The 23,961-nt window shown below is 40.7% G+C and carries 25 protein-coding genes; 15 read left to right on the forward strand and 10 right to left on the reverse strand.

Annotated elements, in window-relative coordinates:
• Position 1: 1 nt before the first annotated feature.
• The 4 genes from ACXZ1K_RS10320 to ACXZ1K_RS10335 all read right to left on the reverse strand — a co-directional run bounded on the left by ACXZ1K_RS10320 (position 2) and on the right by ACXZ1K_RS10335 (position 4,114).
• Positions 2–2,584, reverse strand: coding sequence for a non-ribosomal peptide synthetase (locus ACXZ1K_RS10320; RefSeq protein ID WP_458969580.1), 2,583 nt, complete (start codon positions 2,582–2,584; stop codon positions 2–4).
• Between the two features lie 191 nt (positions 2,585–2,775).
• On the reverse strand, positions 2,776–2,991 hold the full coding sequence (locus ACXZ1K_RS10325; protein WP_458969581.1) for a hypothetical protein: 216 nt from the start codon (positions 2,989–2,991) through the stop codon (positions 2,776–2,778).
• 112 nt (positions 2,992–3,103) lie between these two features.
• Positions 3,104–3,697, reverse strand: a complete 594-nt coding sequence (locus tag ACXZ1K_RS10330) for a hypothetical protein (RefSeq protein ID WP_458969582.1) — start codon at positions 3,695–3,697, stop codon at positions 3,104–3,106.
• A gap of 165 nt (positions 3,698–3,862) precedes the next feature.
• Positions 3,863–4,114 (reverse strand): hypothetical protein, encoded by a 252-nt coding sequence (locus ACXZ1K_RS10335; RefSeq protein WP_458969583.1) that lies wholly within the window; start codon positions 4,112–4,114, stop codon positions 3,863–3,865.
• A gap of 246 nt (positions 4,115–4,360) precedes the next feature.
• On the opposite strand from ACXZ1K_RS10335, the gene ACXZ1K_RS10340 reads away from it, so the two are divergent.
• The 6 genes from ACXZ1K_RS10340 to ACXZ1K_RS10365 are packed head-to-tail and all read left to right on the forward strand — an operon-like array spanning position 4,361 to position 10,352.
• The gene (locus tag ACXZ1K_RS10340; protein WP_458969584.1) at positions 4,361–4,837 is read left to right on the forward strand and encodes a GAF domain-containing protein; all 477 of its coding nucleotides are present in this window, start codon (positions 4,361–4,363) and stop codon (positions 4,835–4,837) included.
• Positions 4,830–5,435, forward strand: coding sequence for a DNA-3-methyladenine glycosylase (locus ACXZ1K_RS10345; RefSeq protein ID WP_458969585.1), 606 nt, complete (start codon positions 4,830–4,832; stop codon positions 5,433–5,435). The genes ACXZ1K_RS10340 and ACXZ1K_RS10345 overlap by 8 nt, the downstream gene beginning before the upstream one ends.
• 25 nt (positions 5,436–5,460) lie before the next feature.
• Entirely contained in the window at positions 5,461–6,756 is a 1,296-nt protein-coding gene (gene kynU / locus ACXZ1K_RS10350) for a kynureninase (protein WP_458969586.1), read from the forward strand.
• A 5-nt stretch (positions 6,757–6,761) separates the two neighbouring features.
• Positions 6,762–7,628 carry a bestrophin family protein gene (locus tag ACXZ1K_RS10355; RefSeq protein ID WP_458969587.1) on the forward strand — a complete coding sequence of 289 codons (867 nt, stop codon included), beginning with the start codon at positions 6,762–6,764 and terminating at the stop codon, positions 7,626–7,628.
• Position 7,629: 1 nt separating this feature from the next.
• Entirely contained in the window at positions 7,630–8,529 is a 900-nt protein-coding gene (locus ACXZ1K_RS10360; RefSeq protein ID WP_458969588.1) for a histone deacetylase family protein, read from the forward strand.
• A 2-nt stretch (positions 8,530–8,531) separates the two neighbouring features.
• Positions 8,532–10,352 (forward strand): DNA topoisomerase 3, encoded by a 1,821-nt coding sequence (locus ACXZ1K_RS10365; RefSeq protein ID WP_458969589.1) that lies wholly within the window; start codon positions 8,532–8,534, stop codon positions 10,350–10,352.
• Between the two features lies 1 nt (position 10,353).
• Here ACXZ1K_RS10365 and ACXZ1K_RS10370 read toward each other — a convergent pair whose 3' ends face one another.
• The gene (locus tag ACXZ1K_RS10370; RefSeq protein ID WP_458969590.1) at positions 10,354–11,775 is read right to left on the reverse strand and encodes an alpha-L-fucosidase; all 1,422 of its coding nucleotides are present in this window, start codon (positions 11,773–11,775) and stop codon (positions 10,354–10,356) included.
• 94 nt (positions 11,776–11,869) lie between these two features.
• Here ACXZ1K_RS10370 and ACXZ1K_RS10375 point away from each other — a divergent pair, with 94 nt between their 5' ends.
• The 8 genes from ACXZ1K_RS10375 (at position 11,870) to ACXZ1K_RS10410 (ending at position 18,474) form a co-directional block, all read left to right on the forward strand.
• Complete coding sequence (locus tag ACXZ1K_RS10375; RefSeq protein ID WP_458969591.1) at positions 11,870–12,964, forward strand: MBL fold metallo-hydrolase; 1,095 nt, start codon at positions 11,870–11,872, stop codon at positions 12,962–12,964.
• 56 nt (positions 12,965–13,020) lie between these two features.
• Positions 13,021–13,398, forward strand: coding sequence for a hypothetical protein (locus ACXZ1K_RS10380; protein WP_458969592.1), 378 nt, complete (start codon positions 13,021–13,023; stop codon positions 13,396–13,398).
• Positions 13,389–14,183, forward strand: a complete 795-nt coding sequence (locus ACXZ1K_RS10385; RefSeq protein WP_458969593.1) for a hypothetical protein — start codon at positions 13,389–13,391, stop codon at positions 14,181–14,183. Before ACXZ1K_RS10380 ends, ACXZ1K_RS10385 begins: the two co-directional genes overlap by 10 nt.
• Entirely contained in the window at positions 14,183–15,124 is a 942-nt protein-coding gene (miaA, locus tag ACXZ1K_RS10390; RefSeq protein WP_458969594.1) for a tRNA (adenosine(37)-N6)-dimethylallyltransferase MiaA, read from the forward strand. Before ACXZ1K_RS10385 ends, miaA begins: the two co-directional genes overlap by 1 nt.
• Positions 15,125–15,219: 95 nt before the next feature.
• A complete protein-coding gene (locus tag ACXZ1K_RS10395) occupies positions 15,220–15,729 on the forward strand; it encodes a hypothetical protein (protein ID WP_458969595.1) in 510 nt (169 codons plus the stop codon).
• 191 nt (positions 15,730–15,920) lie between these two features.
• Positions 15,921–16,448 (forward strand): hypothetical protein, encoded by a 528-nt coding sequence (locus ACXZ1K_RS10400; protein ID WP_458969596.1) that lies wholly within the window; start codon positions 15,921–15,923, stop codon positions 16,446–16,448.
• A 127-nt stretch (positions 16,449–16,575) separates the two neighbouring features.
• On the forward strand, positions 16,576–17,103 hold the full coding sequence (locus ACXZ1K_RS10405) for a DUF3347 domain-containing protein (RefSeq protein WP_458969597.1): 528 nt from the start codon (positions 16,576–16,578) through the stop codon (positions 17,101–17,103).
• A gap of 84 nt (positions 17,104–17,187) precedes the next feature.
• The gene (locus tag ACXZ1K_RS10410; protein WP_458969598.1) at positions 17,188–18,474 is read left to right on the forward strand and encodes a citrate synthase; all 1,287 of its coding nucleotides are present in this window, start codon (positions 17,188–17,190) and stop codon (positions 18,472–18,474) included.
• A 69-nt stretch (positions 18,475–18,543) separates the two neighbouring features.
• Here the strand turns inward: ACXZ1K_RS10410 and ACXZ1K_RS10415 are convergent, their stop codons facing one another.
• The 5 genes from ACXZ1K_RS10415 to ACXZ1K_RS10435 form a co-directional block, all read right to left on the reverse strand.
• Positions 18,544–19,608 carry a DUF3667 domain-containing protein gene (locus ACXZ1K_RS10415; protein WP_458969599.1) on the reverse strand — a complete coding sequence of 355 codons (1,065 nt, stop codon included), beginning with the start codon at positions 19,606–19,608 and terminating at the stop codon, positions 18,544–18,546.
• 62 nt (positions 19,609–19,670) lie between these two features.
• Positions 19,671–21,056 carry a nucleoside permease gene (locus ACXZ1K_RS10420; protein ID WP_458969600.1) on the reverse strand — a complete coding sequence of 462 codons (1,386 nt, stop codon included), beginning with the start codon at positions 21,054–21,056 and terminating at the stop codon, positions 19,671–19,673.
• Between the two features lie 65 nt (positions 21,057–21,121).
• Positions 21,122–21,739, reverse strand: a complete 618-nt coding sequence (locus ACXZ1K_RS10425; RefSeq protein ID WP_458969601.1) for a bifunctional nuclease family protein — start codon at positions 21,737–21,739, stop codon at positions 21,122–21,124.
• 42 nt (positions 21,740–21,781) lie between these two features.
• Positions 21,782–22,753, reverse strand: coding sequence for an electron transfer flavoprotein subunit alpha/FixB family protein (locus tag ACXZ1K_RS10430; RefSeq protein ID WP_458969602.1), 972 nt, complete (start codon positions 22,751–22,753; stop codon positions 21,782–21,784).
• Between the two features lie 34 nt (positions 22,754–22,787).
• Positions 22,788–23,525: an electron transfer flavoprotein subunit beta/FixA family protein gene (locus tag ACXZ1K_RS10435; RefSeq protein WP_458969603.1), complete on the reverse strand. Its 738-nt coding sequence runs from the start codon at positions 23,523–23,525 to the stop codon at positions 22,788–22,790.
• A gap of 99 nt (positions 23,526–23,624) precedes the next feature.
• Between ACXZ1K_RS10435 and ACXZ1K_RS10440 the strand changes: the two genes are divergently transcribed.
• A complete protein-coding gene (locus ACXZ1K_RS10440) occupies positions 23,625–23,960 on the forward strand; it encodes a tetratricopeptide repeat protein (protein WP_458969604.1) in 336 nt (111 codons plus the stop codon).
• Position 23,961 lies beyond the last annotated feature (1 nt).

Consider the following 23,961-nt stretch of genomic DNA (forward strand, 5'->3'; position numbering starts at 1 on the left):
TTTACGATGCTGCCTTATCCAGTAATGCCTGAAGTGAGGCCGCGAATGATCCAATATATTGTTCATCAAACATGGTGATGTGATCACCTTCTACAATATGGATATTAACTTTTTTCACATAAGGCTTCCATCCCAAATATTTGAAGTCGTTCATATATCTTGATGCTTTAGCTGCTTTGAACAGATGTATTTCTTTGTCGTAATAGGAAAGCTTATAGTTTTTCTCGGCAATCTCATGTACTTTATTCAATTTATTGATGATGGTGAAGTCTTCATCTAGTCCATTTTCATTTCCTGCTTCCAAACCCCGCAATTTTTTGATAGCCCTGTTTATCATAAAAACCTTATGATCAATAGTACGTTTGGGTTCTAAAGCCAAGAGATAAAATGTATAAAAGAACTTTGCCACCCTTGCAGAAATCCAATGAGCTGATTTATATAAGCCTTCGTCCAGTTGGTTGTTTTTTACGATAAACGTGTCAAACATCGCAAGAATAGCAACCTTTTTACCTGCTTTTTCCAGCTGTTTTGTCATTTCAAATGCGATTAAACCTCCCATGGAATAGCCAGAAAGTAAATAGGGCCCATCAGGGTTCTGAGCAATGATTTCCGAAACGTACTGTGCAGCCATCTCTGGGATAGTTCTGGCAGGTTCCTCAATTCCGTCAAGACCACGCGCCTGTAGTCCGTATACAGGCTGTTCTATATCCAGCTGATGTGCAAAATCCCAAAACTTGAACACGGTTGCGCCGAGTCCGTGTATGATATAAAGCGGCTTTTTAGAGCCATATGGTTTTATAGGTACTAAGGATTCAAACGTACTTTTCTTGTTGTCTTTTAATAAGCCGGCTAATTCAGCTATAGTTGGGTATTTAAATAAACTTCCGAGCGGCAGGTATTTACCGGTTTCCTTTTTTATTTGCACAATTACTTTTACCGCTGATAGCGAATGCCCACCCAGGTCAAAGAAATTGTCATGAATACCCAAATCGTCGATACCCAATTGATCTGCCCATAATCTCGCAATCAATATTTCAGATTCATTTCTGGGTATGGCATCGTTAGGAGGAGAAGGCGTATTTTTTAGGCTCGGTAACGGAAGTGACTTCCTGTCGATTTTCTGACTGGCATTTAATGGCAATTTGTCTATCAGTACAAAGTCATTTGGAACCATATAAAATGGAATTGATCGTCTGAGGTAGTTTTTCCACCTCGCGATATTTTCCGATTCATAGGCTTGAGAAATTTCTTGTTCCGGAACAATATAGGCGGCTAGACGTGTATCTCCCGTTGGACCCTCCCAAGCTACTACCAGTGCCTCCCGTATGTCTGGTTGCTGTTTTAAAAAGTATTCAATTTCCCCAACTTCAATTCGGTAACCACGAATCTTGATCTGATGATCGATCCGGCCGAAACACTGGATTTCCCCATTAGCTAATATTTTCCCAAGATCACCAGTCCTATACAGCCTTATCCCATTACCATCAGGTTGTTGAAAATCGAAGAATTTTTTGTCGGTGAGTTCGGTGTTTCCAAAATAGCCTATTGATACACCTGCACCGCCAATGCAAATTTCTCCAATCTCCCCATCGCTAACGGTTTGCTGTTGTTCGTCGAGGACATGAATAATGGTATTGTCAATGGGTTTTCCAATAGTTATAAAAGCGTCTGATTCAAGAATTTCCTTTCCGGTAGAGTAGATGGTGGTTTCAGTTGGACCATACATATTATAAAGTCTGGCACAACGTGAGAGAATGTTTTCAGCCAAATCTTTAGGTAATTGTTCTCCACAACAAATGGCTTTAATGTCGCAACGTTTTTCCCATTCTGCCGCGATCATCATCTTGTAAGTAGCCGGGGTGGCTTGCATAAACGTAATGCTTTCTTTGTCGATTAGCTTCAAGATGGCCTCTCCATCCTTAGCTAATTCAGCATCCGTAATAAATAAAGTGGCACCCACAGTGAGTGGTAGAAACAGCTCGAGAACAGATATATCGAACGAGATGGTGGTAAGCGACAATAAACGATCCTTCTCTGTTAAGCCGGGAAATTTTTGTACACTTTTGATGAGGTTTAGCAGGTTGCTCTGCGTAATCATCACACCTTTTGGAAGCCCTGTCGACCCTGAGGTATATAAAATATAGGCAAGATCATCTCCCTGAACAATCGCTGGATTTAGTTGGGGGTATTTATCCAGTTCATTCCATGCATCCTCCATGATAATGATTTTAGCGTCTGTATGAAGATCATTTTGGTAACGGCCATTGGTGAGCAGGAACTGTGCTTTTGAGTCGCTAAGCATATATTCCAAGCGCTGATCGGGATATTCTGGGTCCAGCGGTACATATGCAGCACCAGCTTTGAATATAGCCAGTAATGATACTACCATTTCTATCGACCTGTCTACCGCTATACCAACCACAGTTCCGCGTGCTACACCATTGGCTTTCAGCAATGCTGAAAGCTGGTTCGCTTTCTTATTTAACTCCTCGTAGCTCAATCGCTCGTCTTCGTAACTGATCGCCGTTTTGCCAGGAGTTTGTTGAGACTGTATTTCAATTAAATGAACTGTCGTTGAAATCATTTACTAAAACTAAAACTAATTTTTATTGAATTAATGTGGTCCCTTCGTTCGATTTGTTCAAAATCATGCCAAAACCAGAACAGTTGCTGTTTGGTTACGTGTAGTTACGAGGTTTTGACAATAAGGGTTTTTTAGTTTTATGTATTGAGGTTTAAAACCTGCGGTTTTAAATAAAGAAAGAGAATAATTGATTATTCTCTTTCTTTTCTTTCCGGGCGGACCGCCGGTTTTTCTGGTGGGGTTGATACGATCTCTCCAAATTCGTTTACGTAAGCCATCATGCTTTCCAGGTCTCCGCCTGATGAATTTTGCTGACGCTCCTGTTTACGTTGTTCTTTTTCTTCTTTTTTCTTTTGTCTATTTTTTTCCAGTTGCTTCTTCATGAAGGTTGCCTGAGATTTAGCCATATTTATTTGTTTAAGTGAAGCCCGTCCAATGAGCAGACCGGGCGAAATGAGGGACCGCAGATCGCGTGAGATTGTCCCGATTTATGCAAATATAGCAAAATTTTGGCAGCAATCAAAGTGAGAGCTGGACGCGATAAGTTGCGGAAGCTTTCGCTCTTAAAACTTTGGTGGTTGCTTTTCGAAGTTTTCCGATCAGCAGATACTTAACCTGACCTGTGTTTAAAAAAGCCTTTAAGTCATTGTCTGTTGCGGTAACTGGAATGGCTAGTAAACCTGACATGGTATCGGTATTACTTATCGCCGCGACAGTGTTTGAAGTTTGCCCGTTCCCTTGAATAGAAACGGCTACGTTCTCTACGTTTGCAAAGTTATTTTCCGTTCTAACCGTGTCTACTAAACTTAATGAAAAACTGGTGATTTTCATGCTGGTAATATTGGCGGAAGAGAACCTTGGTGCCTGTAGTTTGATCAAGGAATCAAGGTTGATTGCAGTAGTAATTTCGGCAATGCTGTTACCTGTTGTTAAACTGGAATTTATGGATATATTGAAGGCTACAGTAGGAGGGGAGAGCGTGATGTCCATGTGGGTTGAATCATTGATTTTACTACAACCGGCAAGTAGCAGGTTAAGCGCCAAAAAACATCCAAATAGCCCCAAACCTCTCATATATTTGGCTATTTTGGTTTGCAAAATTATATTCTTCATGTATATTTAAATTGTTGTTAATCAATTATTTTTAATCTGTTTATATAAAGTATTACCTCATACCTGTTTCATATTTTTGCCCTTCGCTACCTCAATATTCAGAATAATATTCTGTTTAATGACTAAATCTATTGTTTTGCAGTCAGTTATAATATTTTATATCAACTAATACTGCTGACGATTGTAAGCGGCTGAAAAATCGCTTCTCATTGACTTAAAGCGTTCAATTACCGTGCCTATAAATTCTTCATCAAGGATCTCAAAAATCTCATTTGCGCCACCGCCACTTAGGTCAAGTTCAGATAATTTATAGCTTTGTTCCAGGGTTCCTTGTTCAAACTTTACAATGTACTTTTGGTTCATATTGAATAGGGTGATCTTACATTCTGGATGGGGTAGTTCTGCAATTACTCTCATGGTTATATTGGTGTTTATTGACTAAAAATCTCAGCTGGTTAAACCGTAAAAGTAATGGTTCGTAGACGCTCAGGCAAATGGTATTTGGTTTAATGCCATAAGTTACTATTGACATTAAAAAATGAATTTTTTGGAGGTCAACGAGTTGTTTCATTCTGAATTGTATTTAAGCAAAGTAATTAATACTTGCATTCGTGTTACATTTAATGGAATTTCAAGATGTAATTTTACTTAATTTATTAAATTATGGCTGAAGATTTAACCATCATAACTGATACCAGTAAAGAGGAACAATACCTTTCTCTGATTCCTCAGATTAAAGGATTGCTAACCGGAGAGGACGATCAAATTGCTAATCTGGCAAACGTAGCCGCTGCGCTCAAAGAACAGTTCAACTGGTTTTGGGTGGGGTTTTATTTGGTGAAAAATGAAGAACTGGTTTTAGGTCCTTTTCAGGGACCGGTTGCCTGTACCCGGATTAAAAAGGGTAAAGGGGTTTGTGGTGCATCCTGGGAGCGCGGGGAAACTATTGTTGTCCCTGATGTGGATGAATTTCCAGGGCATATCGCTTGCGCTTCTGCATCCCGCTCTGAGATTGTATTACCGCTTTTTAGTAAGGGGAAAGTTATTGGTGTTTTGGATGTAGATAGTGAACACCTCGCTCATTTTGACGAAATTGATGCACTTTATCTAAATCAGATTATAGTGCTGTTGAATGACTAAGCTACCCTTTTCTTATTATCAGGGCCAGGATGTGAATGCATTAGCCGGTGATCTTCTGGGTAAATACCTCTTTACTTCCATAGAGGGAGAAGTTACAGGCGGAATGATCGTTGAGACAGAAGCCTATAAAGGAATTGAAGATAAGGCGTCTCATGCCTATGGTGGCAGGCTTACTAACCGTACACAGACCATGTTCGAAACGGGCGGCTTGTCATACGTTTACCTGTGTTACGGTATCCATCATTTGTTCAATGTAGTTACTGCGCCTAAAGGCATTCCGCATGCGGTACTGATTAGAGGATTGGAGCCTGTTGAAGGGCTGGATGTGATGCTGAAGCGCAGGGGTATGCCGGCGTTGAAACCAAATCTGACTGCAGGGCCTGGTGCTTTGGCCAAGGCGCTTGGTATTGACAAAGGGCTAAATGCAAAGGATCTTTTAGGCGATGAAATCTGGATTGAAGACCGGGGTATTCATTTCCCTGAACATCAAATAGTAGCATCTCCGAGAGTTGGAGTTGCCTATGCGCAGGACCATGCTTTACTGCCCTGGAGATACTATGTAAAAGGCAATAAATTTGTGAGTAAGCCGAATAGTTAAGCCATTTTTCTCTAAGTTTGGGGTAATGAATTTTGAGCACAAACTAACTTATGCGCAAGATCTTGATCAGGCCGACCCACTGCGCGGACTGAGACAGGATTTCCTGTTTCCAAAACAAAATGGCAAACCATTTATTTACCTCTGCGGCAATTCTTTAGGCCTTCAACCCAAAGCAGCAAGTGCTGTTTTACAGCGGCAACTGAGCAATTGGGAAAACCTTGCTGTTGAAGGCTGGTTTGAAGGAGAAGAGCCATGGATGTTCTATCACAAAGCACTTAAAGAAATGATTGCGCCGCTGGTTGGTGCAAAGCCTGCAGAGGTGTGCCCAATGAACACGCTTACGGTTAACCTTCATTTGTTGATGGTCAGTTTTTACAAACCTTCAGGTAAACGTTTCAAGATCATTATGGAGGCTGGTGCATTCCCATCTGATCAATATGCGATGGAAAGTCAGGTCAGGTTTCATGGTTATGATCCTGCTGAAGCGATCATTGAAGTGAAACCGCGTGAGGGAGAATATATTTTACTTACGGAAGATATCGAAGCGCAAATCAGGCTTCATGGCGACGAGATCGCATTGGTACTTTTTGGTGGTGTAAATTATTTTACCGGCCAGTGGTTCGATATGCCGGCGATTACCAAAGTTGGTCATGAAGTTGGTGCGGTTGTCGGATTTGACCTCGCTCATGCCGCGGGCAACGTGCCAGTACATCTGCACGATTGGGATGTGGATTTTGCCTGCTGGTGCTCCTATAAATACCAAAATTCTGGTCCCGGTGGCATTAGTGCAATTTTCGTTCACGAAAAGCATTTCAAGGATACCTCTCTAAACCGCTTTGCCGGATGGTGGGGTTACCAGGAGTCGCAACGGTTTAAAATGGAAAAGGGTTTTATTCCTGAAGCAGGAGCCGATGGATGGCAGGTCAGCTGTACCCAGGTCATGCCGATGGCTCTTTACCATGCATCTTTGCAGCTTTTTGAGAAAGCAGGGTATATGGAACCGATCAGGGCGAAAAGCAAACTGTTAACGGCCTATCTTTTTTTTACCGTAAATAAGATAAATGAACTTTTAGGAGATGAATACTATCAAATCATCACCCCGAAAGATGAAGATAAGCGCGGTGCCCAAGTTTCTATCATTGCAAAACAAGATGGCAAAAGAGTATTTGAGGAACTCGTGGCCGCCAATGTTTTGGGGGATTGGCGCGAACCTAATGTGATTAGGTTGAGTCCGGTACCCTTGTATAATTCTTTTGAAGATGTATTCCGAACGGGAGAACTTTTGTTGGAGATTAGCAACCGGATATTTAAAACTCAATAGGTAGTATGATTAATTATAACCCTAAAGCTTGGTTTACTTTTATTTTCCATGTCCATAAAGCGGATACCATAAGGAAATTGTGGCCGCTGATGATCAGTGTAGCCATATTCTCGGGTCTCATCGCTTTTTTAGAATTGAGCTATTTTAAGCTGGGCCAAAGTGGCAGTGGGTACGTAAAAAACGTAGGCATGATGCATACGCTTTTGGGCTTGGTAATTTCGTTACTATTGGTATTTCGTACCAACACTTCATACGACAGGTGGTGGGAAGGTCGCAAACTACTGGGGGCATTGACAAATGTGAGCAGGAACCTCGCAATCAAAATCAAGTCTTTAAAGCTTGAGGATAAACATATCGAATTTTTTGAATATGCCATTCCCAAATATGCCTTCGCATTGAAAGAACACCTCCGCGAGAAACAGTATTTCGGTAAGAACAGTTTCCTGATAGAAGTTGATGGAGGCAAACATATCCCAAACCAAATTGCCGCGCGTATTTCTACCCGCATATTTGAATTGCAAGCAGATGGTACCATTAGCAACGAACAGCTGATCATCCTTAATGCTGATGTGCAACAGTTCACGGATATTTGTGGTGGATGTGAAAGGATCAAGAAAACCCCAATACCATTTTCTTATAGCACCTTTATTAAGAAATTCGTGTTCATTTATGTGTTAACCCTTCCAATAGGATGGGTATTTAGCCTGGGCTATTTTGTGGTTCCTATTGTTCCCTTTATTTTATATGTGCTGGCCAGTTTAGAACTGATTGCAGAAGAAATAGAAGATCCATTTGGCCATGATGCAAACGATTTGCCGGTTGATAGCATCTGTGAGAATATAGAGAAGCATGTTGGGGAGATCTTAAGGTAACATGATCAGAATTGCCTGGGATCCCATTTACGCTCATCCTTTACCAGATGGACATCGATTTCCGATGCTCAAATACGAGCTCATTCCAGAGCAATTGATCCACGAAGGCACCTTTATCACTGCCAATTTCTTTTCACCCGGAGCAGTGGAGGAGGATGTGATATTAATGTCTCACCAGCGCGCCTATTGGGAGCAGTTGAAGAATCTTACCTTACCTGCAAAAGAGCAGCGGAGAATCGGATTTCCACTGTCGCAGCAGTTAATTGATCGTGAAGTCAGGATAGCTAAAGGAACTATCGATGGCGCTTTATCCGCTAAAGAAAATGGCATTGCCTTTAATGTTGCCGGTGGAACACATCATGCAGGTAGTAATTGGGGTGAAGGTTTTTGCATGCTCAATGATCAGGCGATTGCAGCAAATTATTTGTTGGCGAATGGCTTGGCGAAACGGATATTGATCATCGACCTGGATGTACATCAGGGTAACGGTACAGCGGAAATTTTTTACAATGAGCCTAAAGTATTTACATTTTCCATGCACGGTGAAAAGAATTTCCCATTTAGAAAGGAAAGATCTGATCTGGACATCGGGTTGGAAGATGGGACAGGTGATGTGGAATTTTTAACAAAGCTACAAGGCGTACTGGCCGAATTGCTGAAGCATAGGCCAGATTTCGTGTTTTATTTAGCTGGCGTTGATGTACTTGCGAGTGATAGCCTTGGGAAACTGGGATTATCTAAAGAAGCATGTAAAATGCGCGACAGCATGGTGCTGCGGTTTTGTAACGACAATGGTTTACCGGTACAGGTGAGTATGGGAGGTGGATATTCGCCAAATATCCGTGATATTGTGGATGCGCATTGTAACACCTTTAAGGTAGGAAAAGATATTTTTGATTGATTATGAAGATTGTAATTGCAGAAAAGCCTTCGGTGGCACGTGAGCTGGCGAAGGTATTCGGTGCGACGACAAAAAAAGACGGTTATATTGAAGGCAAGGGATATTCTTTTACCTGGGCATTTGGGCATTTGCTGCAATTAGCCCCGCCTCAGGAATATGGTTATATAGGATGGAGGAAGCAACATTTGCCAATGCTCCCTGCCAAGTTTAAGCTGGGCATCCGAAAGATTAAAACTAAAGATGGCATGGTTGAAGATCCTGGAGTAAGGAAGCAACTTGACATCATTAAAAAATTATTTGATGAAGCGACAGAGATCATTGTAGCCACAGATGCCGGGCGGGAAGGTGAACTCATTTTCCGATACATTTATTACTTCCTGAAATGTAAAAAGCCGTTTAAACGCCTCTGGATCTCTTCTCAAACTGATGAAGCCATTAAAGAGGGATTCAGGAATTTGAAGCCTGGTACAGAATACGATACCTTGTTTAATTCTGCACATTGCCGGTCAGAATCTGATTGGCTGGTGGGAATGAACGCTACTCAGGCTTTGAGTATTTCTGCCGGGTCGCGTGCGGTTCTGTCTTTAGGTAGGGTGCAAACACCGACTTTGGCGATGATCTGCTCCCGCTTCCTGGAAATCAAAAATTTCGTACCGCAGACCTTTTATCAGCTGGCCATACAGGTGGATAAAGACGGACAATTGTTCAGGGCAATGTCTTTTAATAATTTCAATAAAAAGGAGGAAGCCGAAGTTTTTTTTTCAAAAATTGAGGACTTGGAATCGGGCATTAGTAACGGTGGTAAAATTGTTAGTGTGGAAGCCAAGCCAAGAAAAGAACCGCCACCGCTCTTGCATGACCTCAGTTCTTTGCAACAGGAAGCAAATAAAAAGAAAGGCTTTACCGCTGATCAAACCTTAAATATATTACAGGGTTTGTATGAGAGTAAGCTAATCACCTATCCTCGTACAGGCAGTCGCTACATCGGAGATGATGTTTTTGCGGGTGTTCCTTCGCTAATTGAAAAGTTGAAAGAACATACCGATTTTGGCAAGCAGGCGGAATTTCTAACTACTGTGGCGCTGAACAAAAGAAGTGTGAACGCAAAAAAGGTAACAGATCACCATGCCATCTTACCTACAGGAGAATCGGCTTATCAGTTAAGCGGTAACCATAAGGCAATTTATGACATGGTAGCCGGTCGCATGCTGGAAGCGTTTCACCAGGAGTGTGTAAAAGAGATTACCAAAATCACGGTAGAGTCTGGTTCTTTATTTGTGGCCAACGGTACCGTGGTTCGTGCTGCAGGCTGGCGCGCTGTTTTCAATGATAAAGATGAAGAAAAGAAAGATGAAGAGAATCCTTCCCTGCCTAAAGTTAAAGCAGGGGAGGAACTGCCTATCGTTAAAAAAGCCTTGCTGGAAAAACAGACTAAACCTAAATCCCTTTATAACGAAGCTTCTTTATTAAAGGCATTGGAAACATCGGGCAAAGATATTGAAGATGAGGAACTGCGTTATGCAATGAAAGATAGCGGACTGGGTACTCCGGCAACTCGCGCAGCAATTATTGAAACGCTGATTAACCGTGAATATGTAATCAGGGAAAAGCGAAACTTGGTGCCAACCACGAAAGGACTCGCTGTATACGATGTGGTGAAGGACAAAAAAATTGCCCAGGCAGAACTGACCGGGCAATGGGAAAAGCGTTTGGAAGAAATTCGTTCCGGTGCCTCTGTTGCTGATTTCAAAGCGGAAATAGCAGACTACACACGCACCATCACCAGTGAATTATTGATTGCCGGTGTGGGAATGTTGGTTTAGCCTATTTGGTTGTTTCCTTGTAAACGCCCAGCTCAGCAATTTCTGCGGGTTCGTTTGAACCATCAATGAGTATCCTTATCTTATCTGCTTTAACAGATGGAAAGCGGTGCACTTTGATGCGCTGCTTATTTGTTCCCGTTAATAAAGGCATCCATTTACCACCGGTAAAATATTCAAATCTGTAGCTATTGATATTTGGCTTTTTTTCTGCCAGGACGATCATATTGAAAGTTTCGGCCTTGCTGAATGAAATTTCATGCCATGGATTTTTTACCTGAGGATTCGATCGCCATGCAGTGCTGAAGCTATCGTCGTTAGCGAAATCCATCAACCACATGTCGTTGCTCCAACTGGAATTGGTAGGCTGGCGTTTAGCCAGGTTATGTGAAATGATTGGGGCATCATAAATTGGCAACTTCGCTACTGGTCCGTCGTTTTTCCAAAGCCTGCCGATTTCTTTCAATGCAGCCAAGGCATTGTCATCGATCAATCCATCTCTGTTTGGTCCCACATTGAGGATAAAATTACAGTATGCCTTGTTGAATGGGATTAAGTTATCATTTACCAGTGTTGCAGGATCTTTAACTGCAGTGTTTGGGAAAGATGTTTTGTAAAACCAATTTTCCTGTAAAGGCAAGCAGGACAAAGCAGGCAGTTTGTTGGTCTCTTTAGAGATGTGCTGACCAGCCCCTTGTTCGTACGACTTGATATCTGTGTAATATAGTGCTTCTGCGGGATATTTGGCTGCGTTCAGATCCATCACCAAACAGTTGGGCTGTAAGGATTTGATCAGTTTGTAGATTTCTTCGAAAGGGACATCGTCATAAGAAATTCTGGACCATGGGGCATCCCAGCCGTCGATGATCAAAGCTTCGATCTCTCCATAATTGGTTAACAATTCTGTGATCTGGTCTTTCACCATTTTAATATGGTTTGGTTTGATCTGTCCGGGCCTAAGCTTGTGGTGGGTATCAAGAATAGAGTAATACAACATTACCTTTAAGTTCTTTTTGCGGAAGGCATCAACATATTCTCTGACTACGTCTCGCTTCAGCGGACTGTTCATGACATTATATTCTGTAGTCTTAGTGTCCCAGATGGCAAAGCCACTGTGGTGCTTGGTGGTTAAGCAACCGTACGACATGTGTGCCGATAAAGCAGCATCCGCCCATTGGTTGCAATCCAGTTTTTTTGGATTAAAAAGGGCGGGTGAGGCTTCTGGGTCTGCCCAATCATCTTCCATATAGGTAGGAATGTTATAGTGTATGAACATCCCAAACCGGAGGTCGACAAAATCCTGCTGTCTTTCTGTAAGTGATTTTGCTTTTACGATTGATTTTAACTGGGCATCGATAGGTGTTACAAAGCCTAATGCTATTAAAAAGAATAGGTATTTGCCTAAGAAAAGTAATCTTTGTTTCATATCTTTTGAAAATGGGTTCTGGATAATGCTTACCACACAAACCTATATCATTTTGTAACTATATTCGTCAACGGTCTTTACTAAACATTCAACTGTGTATACATTATTTGCTGTTATTTTACTGATTACCCTGCTTAGTTATGGCATTTTAAACCTGCCTGTTTTTGGGGCACTACCTGCGGGACGCAGGTTGGAAAAAATTAAGGCACTTCCAAACTACCGTGATGGAGAGATACAGAATTTATCACCAACCCCAATGAAACCTGAGGATGTCAGTTATCTGACCATCTTTGCTGAGGTTTTTAAAAAGAATCCCAATAAATCTCCTCAACATGCTATCCCACATATTAAACCTGATTTCTCTGATATTGAAGGAGTAAAGGTCATTTGGTTCGGCCACTCTTCTTATTATCTGAACATAGCAGGCGTTAAAGTGTTGGTAGATCCTGTATTTAGCCAAAGGACTTCTCCTTTTTCATTTGTAGGAACAAAGAATTTTAAGGGCACAGATTTTATCAGTGCAGATGAATTGCCCGATCCTGATGTTATTTTGATAACCCACGATCATTATGATCATCTGGATTATCCAACCATATTGAAGTTGAAAGATAGGACGAAATTATTCGTGACTTCAGTCGGTGCGGGAGCACACCTGGAGCGCTGGGGTATTGCGACTCAAAAAATTAAAGAGCTAGCCTGGGGCGAATCAGCTGAAGCAGAAGGTTTGAAATTTACGGCTACCCCTGCAAGGCATTTTACGGGCAGAAAGTTTAAAAGAAATCAAAGCGCATGGTCTGCCTTTGTACTTGAAACAACGAAAGGCAGTCTTTATCTGGGTGGGGATTCTGGATATGATGCCCACTTTGCTGAAGTAGGTAAAAAATATGGGCCTTTTGAACTGGCGATTCTGGAATGTGGACAATACAATCATTTTTGGCCGTTGATCCATATGTTTCCTGAACAAACTGTGCAGGCGGCAAAAGATTTGCAGGCAAAAGTGCTTATGCCTGTGCACTGGGGTAAGTTTACGCTGGCGGCACACAATTGGGACGATCCGATCCTTAGGGTATTTGCGGAAGCGGCCAAACTAAAACAGGAGATGGTTACACCAATACCGGGAGAATCTGTCGAATTAGGTAAATCTAAACCCAACAACGAATGGTGGTTAACAGTTGATCACCCGGAGTAAACAATATTCTTTAATAAGATGTTATCTTTAAATACTTTTATATTTAAATGAACAACATGAAAACGGACTTAATAGAGATTTTCCAAACCGTTAGGGCATCATTACAGCCATATGCAAGCATGGGTTTTGATAACCGTACCAATAGTGAAACGGTTTACGATCTATGGAGCAATAAGAACGTAAAGATTGGTGGCGAAGAAAAACACGAAGTATTTTTTGCTAGCGTAAATATCGAAAAGACATATGTTACTGTCTGCCTACTACCTGAAGAGAAAGAGGCTAGTCTTAAAGATTTGGTAGATCCTAACCTGATTAAACTGTATAAAAAGAAATCTGGTTTTCAAATAAAAGAACTCGATGATTTCCTCCTGAAACACATTGAAGACTCCGTTGCAGCATGCTACAAACTCTATAAGGAAGAAGCTTGGGTATAACTTTCAATTGGCATGAAGATGTAATTTCGAGCATTAAGCTGCTTAATATTGAGGTAGAAATTCTTGAAGATACAAATTACTCGTTGCTTGTACTTGGCGCCGATCGGCTGCTGGTTAACCTGGTTAATCTTCATACTTGCCATAGCGCTAATGATTTTATCTTACTTCAGGATCAATTTCTAACCAGAGGAAAACAAATGGTACACTTGTGGGAAGATGTTTGGCGTACAAGAAAGGTTCAGGTTTTGAGCCGTTTGCAATCTATGCTAGGACTCAATTCGCGGATCCACGCCCGAAAGACCCAAATTATTTCCATCACCCAGCCCCAGGCTGATCAGTTCATGTATGAAAATCATCTTCAGCTTTCTGTAAAGGCCAGATACAAATACGCATTGGTAGTTGGTACTGAGCTATATGCTGTGGCATGCTTTAGTGGATTAAGAAAGATGAAGAATAAAAATTTTCCGTATAAATCAGCAGAATTGATCCGTTTTGCGAACCTCAATGGCTATACGGTGACCGGCGGATTTACAAAATTGTTACAACACTTTATTAGAATGCATAGGCCGAATGATCTGATGAGCTATGCCGATAGAGATTGGTCGCTGGGTGCGGCATACCTTAGGGCGGGTTTTAACCTCGCGGAAACCACCTCTCCTTTAACTATTCTTGTTCATAGGCATACGATGGAACGGTCATTTCCCCACCGGGTTGCAGAGGAACAAACAAGCGGATTTGTTGAGGTATTTAATACTGGAAACCTTAAATATATATTGGACTTGTGATGGAAGCGCAGCCTTTGGTAATTATTTTGGGACCTACCGCTTCGGGTAAGACAAAACTCGCGGTTAAACTTGCGGCGGCAGTTGGGGGAGAAATCATCAGTGCGGATAGCAGGCAAGTATTTCGCGGTATGGACATCGGTACTGGAAAAGATCTGGAGGAGTATAACGCACCATCAGGTTTGATCCCATATCATTTGATTGATATTAAGCAGGCGGGCGATCATTACAATGTCAATGAGTTTAAGGAGGATTTCTATGAAGTTTTTGCAACGCTGGTGAAACAGCAACAATTACCGATACTTTGTGGGGGTACCGGCATGTACATTCACGCCCTTCTGCAACACCAGCCTTACACCGCGGTTCCGGTTAATCAGGCCCTTAGAAATGACCTGATGATTTTGGATGATGAGCAGTTATTAGACAAGTTAGCGTTTTATCCTGTTGCTTTTACTGGACATGCAGATCGGACTTCGAAAAAAAGGCTGATACGTGCTATAGAAGTTGCTGATTATCTAATGAGTAACCAGCTGCCGGAGGTATCAAGAATACCTATACGAGCCTTAATAATTGGCTTAGATCCAGGTCGTGAGCTGAGACGAAAGAATGTGTCTGAAAGATTGAACATCCGTCTGGAAAATGGCTTGATAGAAGAGGTGGAGCGTTTGCTGAAAAATGGCGTAAGTGATGAAATGTTAACGTTTTACGGGTTAGAATATAAGTTTGTAGCTTCCTACATCAGAATGGAAATAACTATGGATCAGCTAAAGGAGCGGCTTACGATAGCAATCTGTCAATTTGCAAAAAGACAAATGACCTTTTTTAGAAAGATGGAAAAAGATGGGGTTGAAATAAATTGGTTCGATACCAATGCTAACGATAAATTGCTGTTTGATAATGTTTTAAGTCTTTATCTATCTTATCGGAAGACCTTTAAAAACTAGCTTTACAACCCTGATGTTTGGCTATGGCATACAATTTGTAATTGAGGGGTTGTACAGCACAATGCTGATACAGAAATTTAAATAAACGAACAAAAATGAAATTTTCTACAAAAGTTTTAGCATCTGCAGTAGCTGCGATTGCTTTATTTATGACCACAAATGTTAATGCTCAATCTGGCGATTCAAAAGCTACCCGCTTAGGTGTAGGTTTAAATGTTGGTGTTCCAACTACAACAGGTTACAGCTTCGCAGTGGGTGGAGATCTACGTTTACAAAAGGACTTCAGTTCAAATATTTCAGGTATTCTTTCTGCTGGTTACAATAGCTATTCATTAAAAGATAGCTATGGTGGTGGTAGCGTTGGTTTAATTCCGGTTAAAGCTGGAGCGAAAATTTTCTTCGCAGAAAGCGCTTACTTCTCTGGAGAACTTGGTGCCGGATTTTCTACTGAAAATGGCGGAGGAACAGCTTTCTTATGGGCCCCTGGAATTGGATACGGATTTGATAACGGTTTAGACCTGGGACTTCGTTACGAAGGAGCAGAGTTTAAGAGCGGATCTATAGGCCAGGTAGCATTACGCATCGCTTACGGATTCAGATTATAAAAGAAACCAAGTATTAGAAATGCCTTGAAGGGTAAATATTCCTTCAAGGCATTTTTTTTATTTTTAATTATTCTAAACTATCTGCAATAAATTATTTATTTCTTTTATTTTAAAAACCGATATGCACTTTGCATCGTATGTCAGATATATAACAGAACATTTTTTAAAACGGACATCTAAAATCACAACTTATGAAAACGATTACTAAATTTTTTACAGTGGCAGCAGTTGCTTTGGCCATTGGAACTACAAATGCAAATGCACAATCAATGGACCGCACAACCGGTGTTAGGCTTGGGTTTGGCGTTAGTGGCGGAGTGGCAGAAAAAGGCTCTCCTTTTGAATATGGAGTTGGCGCAGATGCGCGTTTGCAATTTGACTTAAGCAAAGAACTTTCTATCACCGCAACCGGTGGTTATACGCGTTTAATGGCAAAAGACAATATGGGCGATGATTATGATTTTATCCCTGCAAAAGGTGGTGTGAAAATCTTCCCGATAGGTAACATGTACACCATGGGAGAAATTGGTGCCGGATTTGGCATTAAAGATGGTTCTAAAACCTCATTGATCTTCGGTGGTGGTTTAGGATATGCCTGGAATGGTGGTGTTGACATCAGTGTTAGATATGAAGGTTACAAACAAGATAGTGCATCAAGTACTTACAGGCCTCAAAATGGACAGTTTGCACTTCGTTTAGCTTACGGATTCAAATTATAACACTTAATTATCATATTTTTAAAGCCTCCCGATAAAATCGGGGGGCTTTTTTAGTTATTTAAAATTAAAGTAGTATTTTAACCAAAAAACAGCCGGGAGGCTATTTAACCAAATTACTGACCTTATTATGAAAAAATATTTTACTGTTGCTGCGCTATTCATTTTGTTTTCGTGTAACAATACTGAACAAAAAACCGGAGCAAGTAAAGACACTTCCGCTGTAACTGAAACCAAATCAGATAACGCGGCAGTTAAATTGGCGGATCCGAAGGTTCAGGCCATCTATAACAATTACATCTCATTAAAAAATGCCTTGGTAGATGCTAAGTTTGAGGTGGCGAAAAGTGCTGCTACAGAATTGAAATCCAGCTTGTCTAATTATGAAGGATGTGAAAATACTGCCCTTGTAGCAGGTAAGATTTCGGAGGCAAAGGACCTGGTTGGACAAAGAAAAGAATTTACTTATCTAAGCGCCGATGTGATCGCCATGTTTAAACATGCAACGCTGACAAGCGGAGCTATCTACGTGCAGCATTGCCCTATGGCGAATAGCGGTGATGGAGGTGATTGGCTTTCTTCTGAGAAGAAGATCCAAAATCCTTACTATGGAAGTGAGATGATGGAATGCGGCGCAGTGCTACAGGAAATTAATTAATAATTTAACAGCAATGTTATAGTAAGTAAAGCAGTTTTAATAAATGATTATTTAGTTTTGTTAATATAAATTTAGAATATATATATGTCAGATATCGCAGAAATTAAGATTGATGGTAAAGTGTACGAGTTTCCTGTAATCACAGGATCTGAAGGGGAGAAGGCCATTGATATTTCAAAATTGAGAGATTTAACCGGTCACATTACATTAGATTTTGGATACAAAAACACAGGTTCAACAAAAAGCGCGATTACGTTTTTAGATGGTGAGCAGGGAATATTGAAATATAGGGGGTATCCAATTGAAGAACTGGCTGCAAAATCTACCTTTTTGGAGGTGGCTTATCTGTTGATATATGGTGATTTGCCTAAACAGACAGAACTTAATGAGTTTCAAAAGAAAATAACGGAGCATACCCTGATTCATGAAGACATGAAGAAGTTCTTGGATGGTTACCCTTCTAAGTCTCATCCAATGGCTCAGCTGGCATCACTAGTTTGCTCACTGTCTACATTTTACCCGGAATCTTTAAATGCCAATTCCTCTCCGGAAACCATGAATCTGACCATGATCAAATTGTTGGCTAAATTTCCAACTATTGTTTCCTTCATTTATAAGAAATCACTTGGCCACCCGCTGATTTATCCCAAGAATAAGTATGATTACGTAAGTAATTTTATCAATATGATCTTCGGTCAGCGTACTGAAGAGATTGAAATTGATCCGGTTGTAGTCAATGCGATGAATACCTTGCTTATTCTTCATGCCGATCATGAGCAGAACTGTTCTGCTTCAACGGTAAGGATGGTGGGATCGTCTGATTGTAATTTATATGCTTCTGTTTCTGCTGGTATTGCAGCCCTGTGGGGTCCGCTACATGGTGGTGCTAACCAAGCGGTTATTGAAATGCTTGAGTTGATCAAAGAAGATGGCGGCGATACAGAGAAATGGATTAATAAAGCCAAGGATAAAAATGATCCTTTCAGAATGATGGGTTTTGGACACAGGGTTTATAAGAACTTTGATCCTAGAGCGAAGATCATTAAAAAAGCTTGTGATGAGATTCTTGATAAACTAGGTATCGACGATCCGGTTTTAGAAATTGCTAAAAAATTAGAAGAAGCCGCGTTAAGCGATCCATATTTCGTTCAGCGTAAGCTTTATCCTAATGTTGACTTTTATTCTGGTATTATCTATAGGGCTCTAGGTTTCCCAACAGATATGTTTACCGTATTGTTTGCATTAGGCCGTTTACCAGGATGGATTGCACAATGGAAAGAAATGCATGAAAATAAAGAACCTATCGGTCGCCCACGCCAGATTTATACTGGACATACAGATAGAACAATTGATACTATTGAAAACAGGTAGTATAATTTAATACAATAGAAAAGCCGTTCAGATTTCTGAACGGCTTTTCTATTGTATACTAAACCGGTTTTAGGTCATGAAATAATAAATGAAGTTCCTAACCAGAGATTCTGTTACATAAAGTGAAAACGTATACAGGAAGAACAGGCCGATCATTTTGAAAATAGTAGTTCTTCTGCTCCTGTTGTAAAATACTTTAAGTCCTTTGTATAAGTACCAGCATACCCACACAAATATTCCAAATTCAATAATATCTCCAACGGTCGAGTCAATACCGAATACATATTTAATTATGGGATAACAGACAATAGAAATGAGAAAGTAGGCTGTCATGCCGTGTATGGTGAAAATTAAATGGTCCAGGTAATAGATATGGTTTTTTCTAAAACTGATCATGATGAAGAAAGCCAATAAGGGCATTAATAGGAAATACTGTTTAGGCTTATATTTCTTGATCTCATCACCAATGGTCCAATCGCCTTTAGCAGACTTCACATTTACCCTAATTTCTCTCTTTTTTGACTGCCTTTCGAACCAATTGTCCCGTTCGTCCTCAGGTAATTTTTGTTGCCTTGCCAAATAAGACTCAAACGTGCTGTCTTGCTTCAAAATGTGCAGACCTTCCAAGTCCTCTACTAAATCATCTATATTCTCTGACTTCGCAGTATCAGTAATCGTCTTGAGGCTATCAAGGTAAGCTTGTTGCCTGGAAAACGTTAAGGTTTCAAAGTATTTTTGTATGACTAAGGTTTTCGCCTTGTCTAAACCGTATTGAACCATACCATTTCCTTTCTGAGTTTTGACCTCATTTGTAAGATTGGCTATGGTTGCAGGCGTAGCAATTGTAACATGGTTGTTTTCTTTTTCATGCTTATCCCTCGCAGCCGGCACAATTAAAAAGTAAACAATGGAAACGAATATGTAAAGGTTTACCGGGTTGATGTATCTGGCCCGTTTTCCCGCAAGATATTCCTGAGTAACTAAACCTGGTTTTGTCAATAAAGGCTCAAGCGTTTGAAAAAATTTGGAATCAAAATGGAAATAATGTGCCACACTGTGTCCTATAAAAGCCCAAAAGGATTCTTTCAATTCTAAATTGGCTTGTCCGCAGCTACTGCAGTAATGCAGTTCCACGTGGTGACCGCAGTTTAAACACGTATGTTCTTTTCTATATTTACCGGTAGACATGGCGTCAATTAATGGTTCATTGCTTCTATAGCCGCTTCTTCAGCGCGGTTGTGTTTGTGCTTGAAAATTAAGGCAAAAAGTATGGTAATAACCAAAGCATAGATGGTAAAAGACAGCCAGATCTGGTGCCAGTCTTTAACGTCCAGTGCGCGACTAAGGCTACCGTTCTGTAATACTGATATTCCTTTATTGCTTAAAAAGTTCAACAGATGGGTATTCCCCGAATCAGTATCTACATACTTGGAAAGAGACTGAATGTCACTATATGATTTTGTGAAGTATTTGTCGATCATCCATCCAGAAAGCAAACTTCCGAATACGGCACCGAACCCATTGGTCATCATCATAAACATGCCCTGAGCAGAAGAACGCATCTTTGGAGTAGTTGAAGTTTCTACGAATAGAGAACCTGAAATATTAAAGAAATCGAATGCCATGCCGTAAACAACACAAGAAAGCACGATCATCCATAGATTTCCGGCAGGATCTCCGAACGCAAACAGACCGAAACGCAGTACCCATGCGAACATCGCAATTACAATTACCTTCTTGATGCCGAAGCGTTTTAAAAAGAAGGGGATAGCCAGGATAAATAGTGTTTCTGATACCTGGGAGATGGACATGATGATGGTAGAGTATTTGATCACAAAGGAATCAGCATACTTAGGAAGTAACTTAAACTCATCTAAAAATACATCACCATAGGCATTTGTTAACTGCAAAGAGGCCCCTAAGAACATGGAGAATATGAAGAACAAGGCCATCTTGTAGTCGGCAAATAATCTGAACGCGGTTAAACCAAAGGTTTGCGCAAAAGATTTCTTTTCGTCGATCAATTTTTGAGGCGGGCACTTAGGTAGGGTAAGTGAATAGATTCCCAGAGTAATAGCAGCAATTCCAGCGATGTAAAATTGATACGCTGTGGCTTTGTTACCGGTAAGGTTAGTGATCCACATTGCAGCTATAAATCCCACAGTACCCCAAACCCTAATGGGAGGGAAGTTCTTAACCACATCGATGTTGGTAGATTTTAGTGTGGTATAAGAAATGGAATTGCTTAATGCGATGGTTGGCATGTAAAAACTCATTGCAACCAACATCACCCAGAAGAAAGCATTGGGGCTTTCCACTTGAGGAATATAAAAAAGCACTAAGCCATAAAGAATATGTAGAATGCTGTAAAGTACTTCCGCATTAACCCATTTATCTGCAATAATCCCTGTAAGTGTTGGCATAACCAGCGACGCGAAGCCCATTGTTGCAAAAATAGCTCCGAATTGGGTGCCATCCCATTGTTTTGTGCCAAACCAGTAGTTCGCTATCGTGATTAACCAGGCCCCCCAGACGAAGAATTGCAAAAAATTCATCAGCGTTAAGCGAAACTTAACATTCATAATAATAATTTAGTTTGTTTTCGAAAGTAATGCCTGAATATAGGACAATTTTAAAATAAAATCTGTTATTCGCCCTTATTTCTTTTATTTATCTCGTCACGGATACGAGCAGCTTTCTCATAGGCTTCTTCAGCAATTGCTTCTTGTAATTTTTCCTGCAATTCCTCGTTTGTCAAGGTTTTATAGCCTGATCCAGGAATAGAGGTGCTGATGTCTTCAGAACCTTGTTCTTTTGGAATATTATCCATGTTTTCTAAAAACAGCAGGTCATTTCCTTCTATTACAATTCCGGCTGATGAAAGTATAAACTCATAAGTGTAGATCGCAGCATTGAACCGGACTGCCAAAGCAATCGCGTCGGAAGTACGTGCATCAATTTCTTTAGTTGTGTCGCCGTCTGTACAGATGAGTTTAGCAAAAAAAACACCCTCAACAAGATTATAGATCAAGATTTCCTGGATCTGTATCTCGTAGGCTTCGGCCAGTGTTTTGAAGAGGTCGTGCGTAAGCGGCCTGCTGGGTGTCATTTGCTCAATCTCTATTGCAATTGCCTGTGCCTCGAACGCACCAATAATAATTGGAAGTCTTCTTCTGCCATTTACCTCACCAAGAACTAGTGCATATGCACCGGATTGTGTTTGGCTATAGGATAAGCCAACGATATCTAGTTTTACTTTTTTCATATGATAGTAACAGGGCTGGCCGGAACGGTCAGCCCCATTCGATTACCCTTTGTGGGCTTTTAATGCTTCAATTAATTTTGGAACCACTTCAAACGCATCTCCAACTATTCCGTAATCTGCCACTTTAAAAAACGGCGCTTCAGGATCCTTATTGATCACAACGATCACTTTTGACGAGCTTACGCCAGCCAAGTGCTGTATGGCACCGGAAATGCCTATGGCAATATAAAGATTTGGACTAATGGCTATACCTGTTTGTCCAACGTGCTCAGCGTGTGGTCTCCAATCGGCGTCAGATACTGGTTTTGAACAAGCGGTTGCGGCACCCAGCAAACCGGCAAGTTCTTCGATCATTCCCCAGTTTTCAGGACCTTTTAGTCCGCGACCAGCTGATACTACCAGTTCTGCATCAGGAAGAGAAATTTTATTGGTTGCCCTCACAATTTCTTTAACCACAGCGCTTAAATCTGTAGATTTTACTGCTGGACTGAACTCTTCAATTACAGCCTCTACTGGCGATTCTTTAGTACCAAAGGCATTTGGATTTAGTGCGATTATTTTATTTGAAGATGTTAATTCCGTTATGGCAAAAGCCTTCCCGGAAAACGCCGTTTTCTTTACCAGGAATTTTCCTCCATCTAACTCAGGAAGCTCAACTGCACCATCTACCAAGCCTGCTTCTAATTTTACCGCAACTCTGGGAGCAAGGCCTTTACCTGAAAAGGAGTTTGACAATACGATAAGATCAGCACCTTCCTTTTTTGCGGCTTCAGCGATTATCGAGGCATAAGCCTGGTTAACAAAATTTTTAAGTTGATCATTGGTTACTTTTAGCACCTTGGATGCGCCATAAGTACCCAGATTTTTTAGTTCGGTATCTTCAACATTTCCGATAGAAATTGCTGTTAAATTACTGTTTTGCTGATCTGCAATGGCTTTTGCATAGGAAACTGCTTCGTAAACAGATTTCTTGAATTTGCCATCAACTTGTTCTACATATACTAAAACTGACATACGGTCTTCATTTAAATTTAATTAGGAAAAAGGCTTAGATTACTTTGGCTTCCTGGTGTAAAAGATCAATTAATTTAGAAGGGTCTTCTGCTGGTATTAATTTTACCGTTCCTCTGGGCGGAGGTGTTTCAAATTGCTGAACCTTTGCTACTGCTGTGATTTCCTTTGCTTCAATCACTTGCAATGGTTTTGTTCTTGCAGACATGATACCTCTCATGTTTGGGATTTTAGGCTCTGCAGTACCCTCAGCGCAACTGGCGACAAACTTTCCTGTAACTGATATCACTTCTTTTCCACCCTCGATTTCCCTGTCAATCGTTGCTGTAGCACCATCGTAATCCAATTTCTTAATAATGGAAATGGAAGGTATATCTAAAAACTCCCCAATCATAGCGGCTACTTGTGAACCATTATAATCTATTGATTCCCGACCGCAAAGAATCATATCAAAGTCGGTCGTTTTTGCGTATTCTGCAATTTGGTAGGCCACAAAATAGGCATCTCTCGGAGCTGCGTTGATCCTTACTGCATCATCAGCGCCAATTGCCAGCGCTTTTCTGATGGTTGGGTCAGTCTGACTCTCTCCTATATTGATTACTGTCACGGTGCCTTTTCCGCCTTCACAAAGTTCAATTGCTTTTGATAAAGCGATCTCATCATATGGATTGACTATAAATTGCACTCCGGCTGTATTGAATTGTGTATTATTGTCGGTAAAAGTTATTTTTGTCGTTGTGTCTGGCACATTACTGATACAAACTAATATTTTCATACGTTTAATATTTATATAAAAGGTTATTCAAAAGAACTTAGAAGCGTTTCTGCCGAAAATGTCTTTTTGCAAATCTAGTTAAAAAAGCAGGGATAAAAAATGCAAAATACCCGATTGACCAAGTTATTGGAGTTTTTGGAAAGTGACCCCAACGATCCTTTTGTTTTATATGCGCTTGCTACAGAATACAATTCTGCAGGGCAAACTGAACAAGCCTTTGCGTACTACGTCAAGCTGGTTTCTGAACATCCGGATTATGTAGGAACCTATTATCATCTTGGAAAACTGTATGAGAAAAATGACAGGACGGAGGATGCCATCAAGACCTATCAGTTAGGTATGGCTGCGGCAAGAAATAAACGCGATATGCATGCGCTGTCAGAACTTCAAGGTGCATTTAATTCTGCATCAGGAATGGATTATGAAGATGATTAAA

It is taken from the genome of Pedobacter jaeyakensis, from assembly GCF_054461315.1.

Bases quoted from the DNA above. Each gene is read 5' to 3' on its own strand.
- ACXZ1K_RS10360 (WP_458969588.1), top strand. From the start codon at position 7,630: ATGATCAGAATTGCCTGGGATCCCATTTACGCTCATCCTTTACCAGAT.
- kynU (WP_458969586.1), top strand. From the start codon at position 5,461: ATGAATTTTGAGCACAAACTAACTTATGCGCAAGATCTTGATCAGGCC.
- ACXZ1K_RS10365 (WP_458969589.1), top strand. From the start codon at position 8,532: ATGAAGATTGTAATTGCAGAAAAGCCTTCGGTGGCACGTGAGCTGGCG.
- ACXZ1K_RS10425 (WP_458969601.1), bottom strand. From the start codon at position 21,739: ATGAAAAAAGTAAAACTAGATATCGTTGGCTTATCCTATAGCCAAACA.
- ACXZ1K_RS10440 (WP_458969604.1), top strand. From the start codon at position 23,625: ATGCAAAATACCCGATTGACCAAGTTATTGGAGTTTTTGGAAAGTGAC.
- ACXZ1K_RS10370 (WP_458969590.1), bottom strand. From the start codon at position 11,775: ATGAAACAAAGATTACTTTTCTTAGGCAAATACCTATTCTTTTTAATA.
- ACXZ1K_RS10435 (WP_458969603.1), bottom strand. From the start codon at position 23,525: ATGAAAATATTAGTTTGTATCAGTAATGTGCCAGACACAACGACAAAA.
- ACXZ1K_RS10410 (WP_458969598.1), top strand. From the start codon at position 17,188: ATGTCAGATATCGCAGAAATTAAGATTGATGGTAAAGTGTACGAGTTT.
- ACXZ1K_RS10355 (WP_458969587.1), top strand. From the start codon at position 6,762: ATGATTAATTATAACCCTAAAGCTTGGTTTACTTTTATTTTCCATGTC.
- ACXZ1K_RS10335 (WP_458969583.1), bottom strand. From the start codon at position 4,114: ATGAGAGTAATTGCAGAACTACCCCATCCAGAATGTAAGATCACCCTA.
- ACXZ1K_RS10420 (WP_458969600.1), bottom strand. From the start codon at position 21,056: ATGAATGTTAAGTTTCGCTTAACGCTGATGAATTTTTTGCAATTCTTC.
- ACXZ1K_RS10405 (WP_458969597.1), top strand. From the start codon at position 16,576: ATGAAAAAATATTTTACTGTTGCTGCGCTATTCATTTTGTTTTCGTGT.
- miaA (WP_458969594.1), top strand. From the start codon at position 14,183: ATGGAAGCGCAGCCTTTGGTAATTATTTTGGGACCTACCGCTTCGGGT.
- ACXZ1K_RS10345 (WP_458969585.1), top strand. From the start codon at position 4,830: ATGACTAAGCTACCCTTTTCTTATTATCAGGGCCAGGATGTGAATGCA.
- ACXZ1K_RS10340 (WP_458969584.1), top strand. From the start codon at position 4,361: ATGGCTGAAGATTTAACCATCATAACTGATACCAGTAAAGAGGAACAA.
- ACXZ1K_RS10380 (WP_458969592.1), top strand. From the start codon at position 13,021: ATGAAAACGGACTTAATAGAGATTTTCCAAACCGTTAGGGCATCATTA.
- ACXZ1K_RS10330 (WP_458969582.1), bottom strand. From the start codon at position 3,697: ATGAAGAATATAATTTTGCAAACCAAAATAGCCAAATATATGAGAGGT.
- ACXZ1K_RS10325 (WP_458969581.1), bottom strand. From the start codon at position 2,991: ATGGCTAAATCTCAGGCAACCTTCATGAAGAAGCAACTGGAAAAAAAT.
- ACXZ1K_RS10395 (WP_458969595.1), top strand. From the start codon at position 15,220: ATGAAATTTTCTACAAAAGTTTTAGCATCTGCAGTAGCTGCGATTGCT.
- ACXZ1K_RS10400 (WP_458969596.1), top strand. From the start codon at position 15,921: ATGAAAACGATTACTAAATTTTTTACAGTGGCAGCAGTTGCTTTGGCC.
- ACXZ1K_RS10320 (WP_458969580.1), bottom strand. From the start codon at position 2,584: ATGATTTCAACGACAGTTCATTTAATTGAAATACAGTCTCAACAAACT.
- ACXZ1K_RS10430 (WP_458969602.1), bottom strand. From the start codon at position 22,753: ATGTCAGTTTTAGTATATGTAGAACAAGTTGATGGCAAATTCAAGAAA.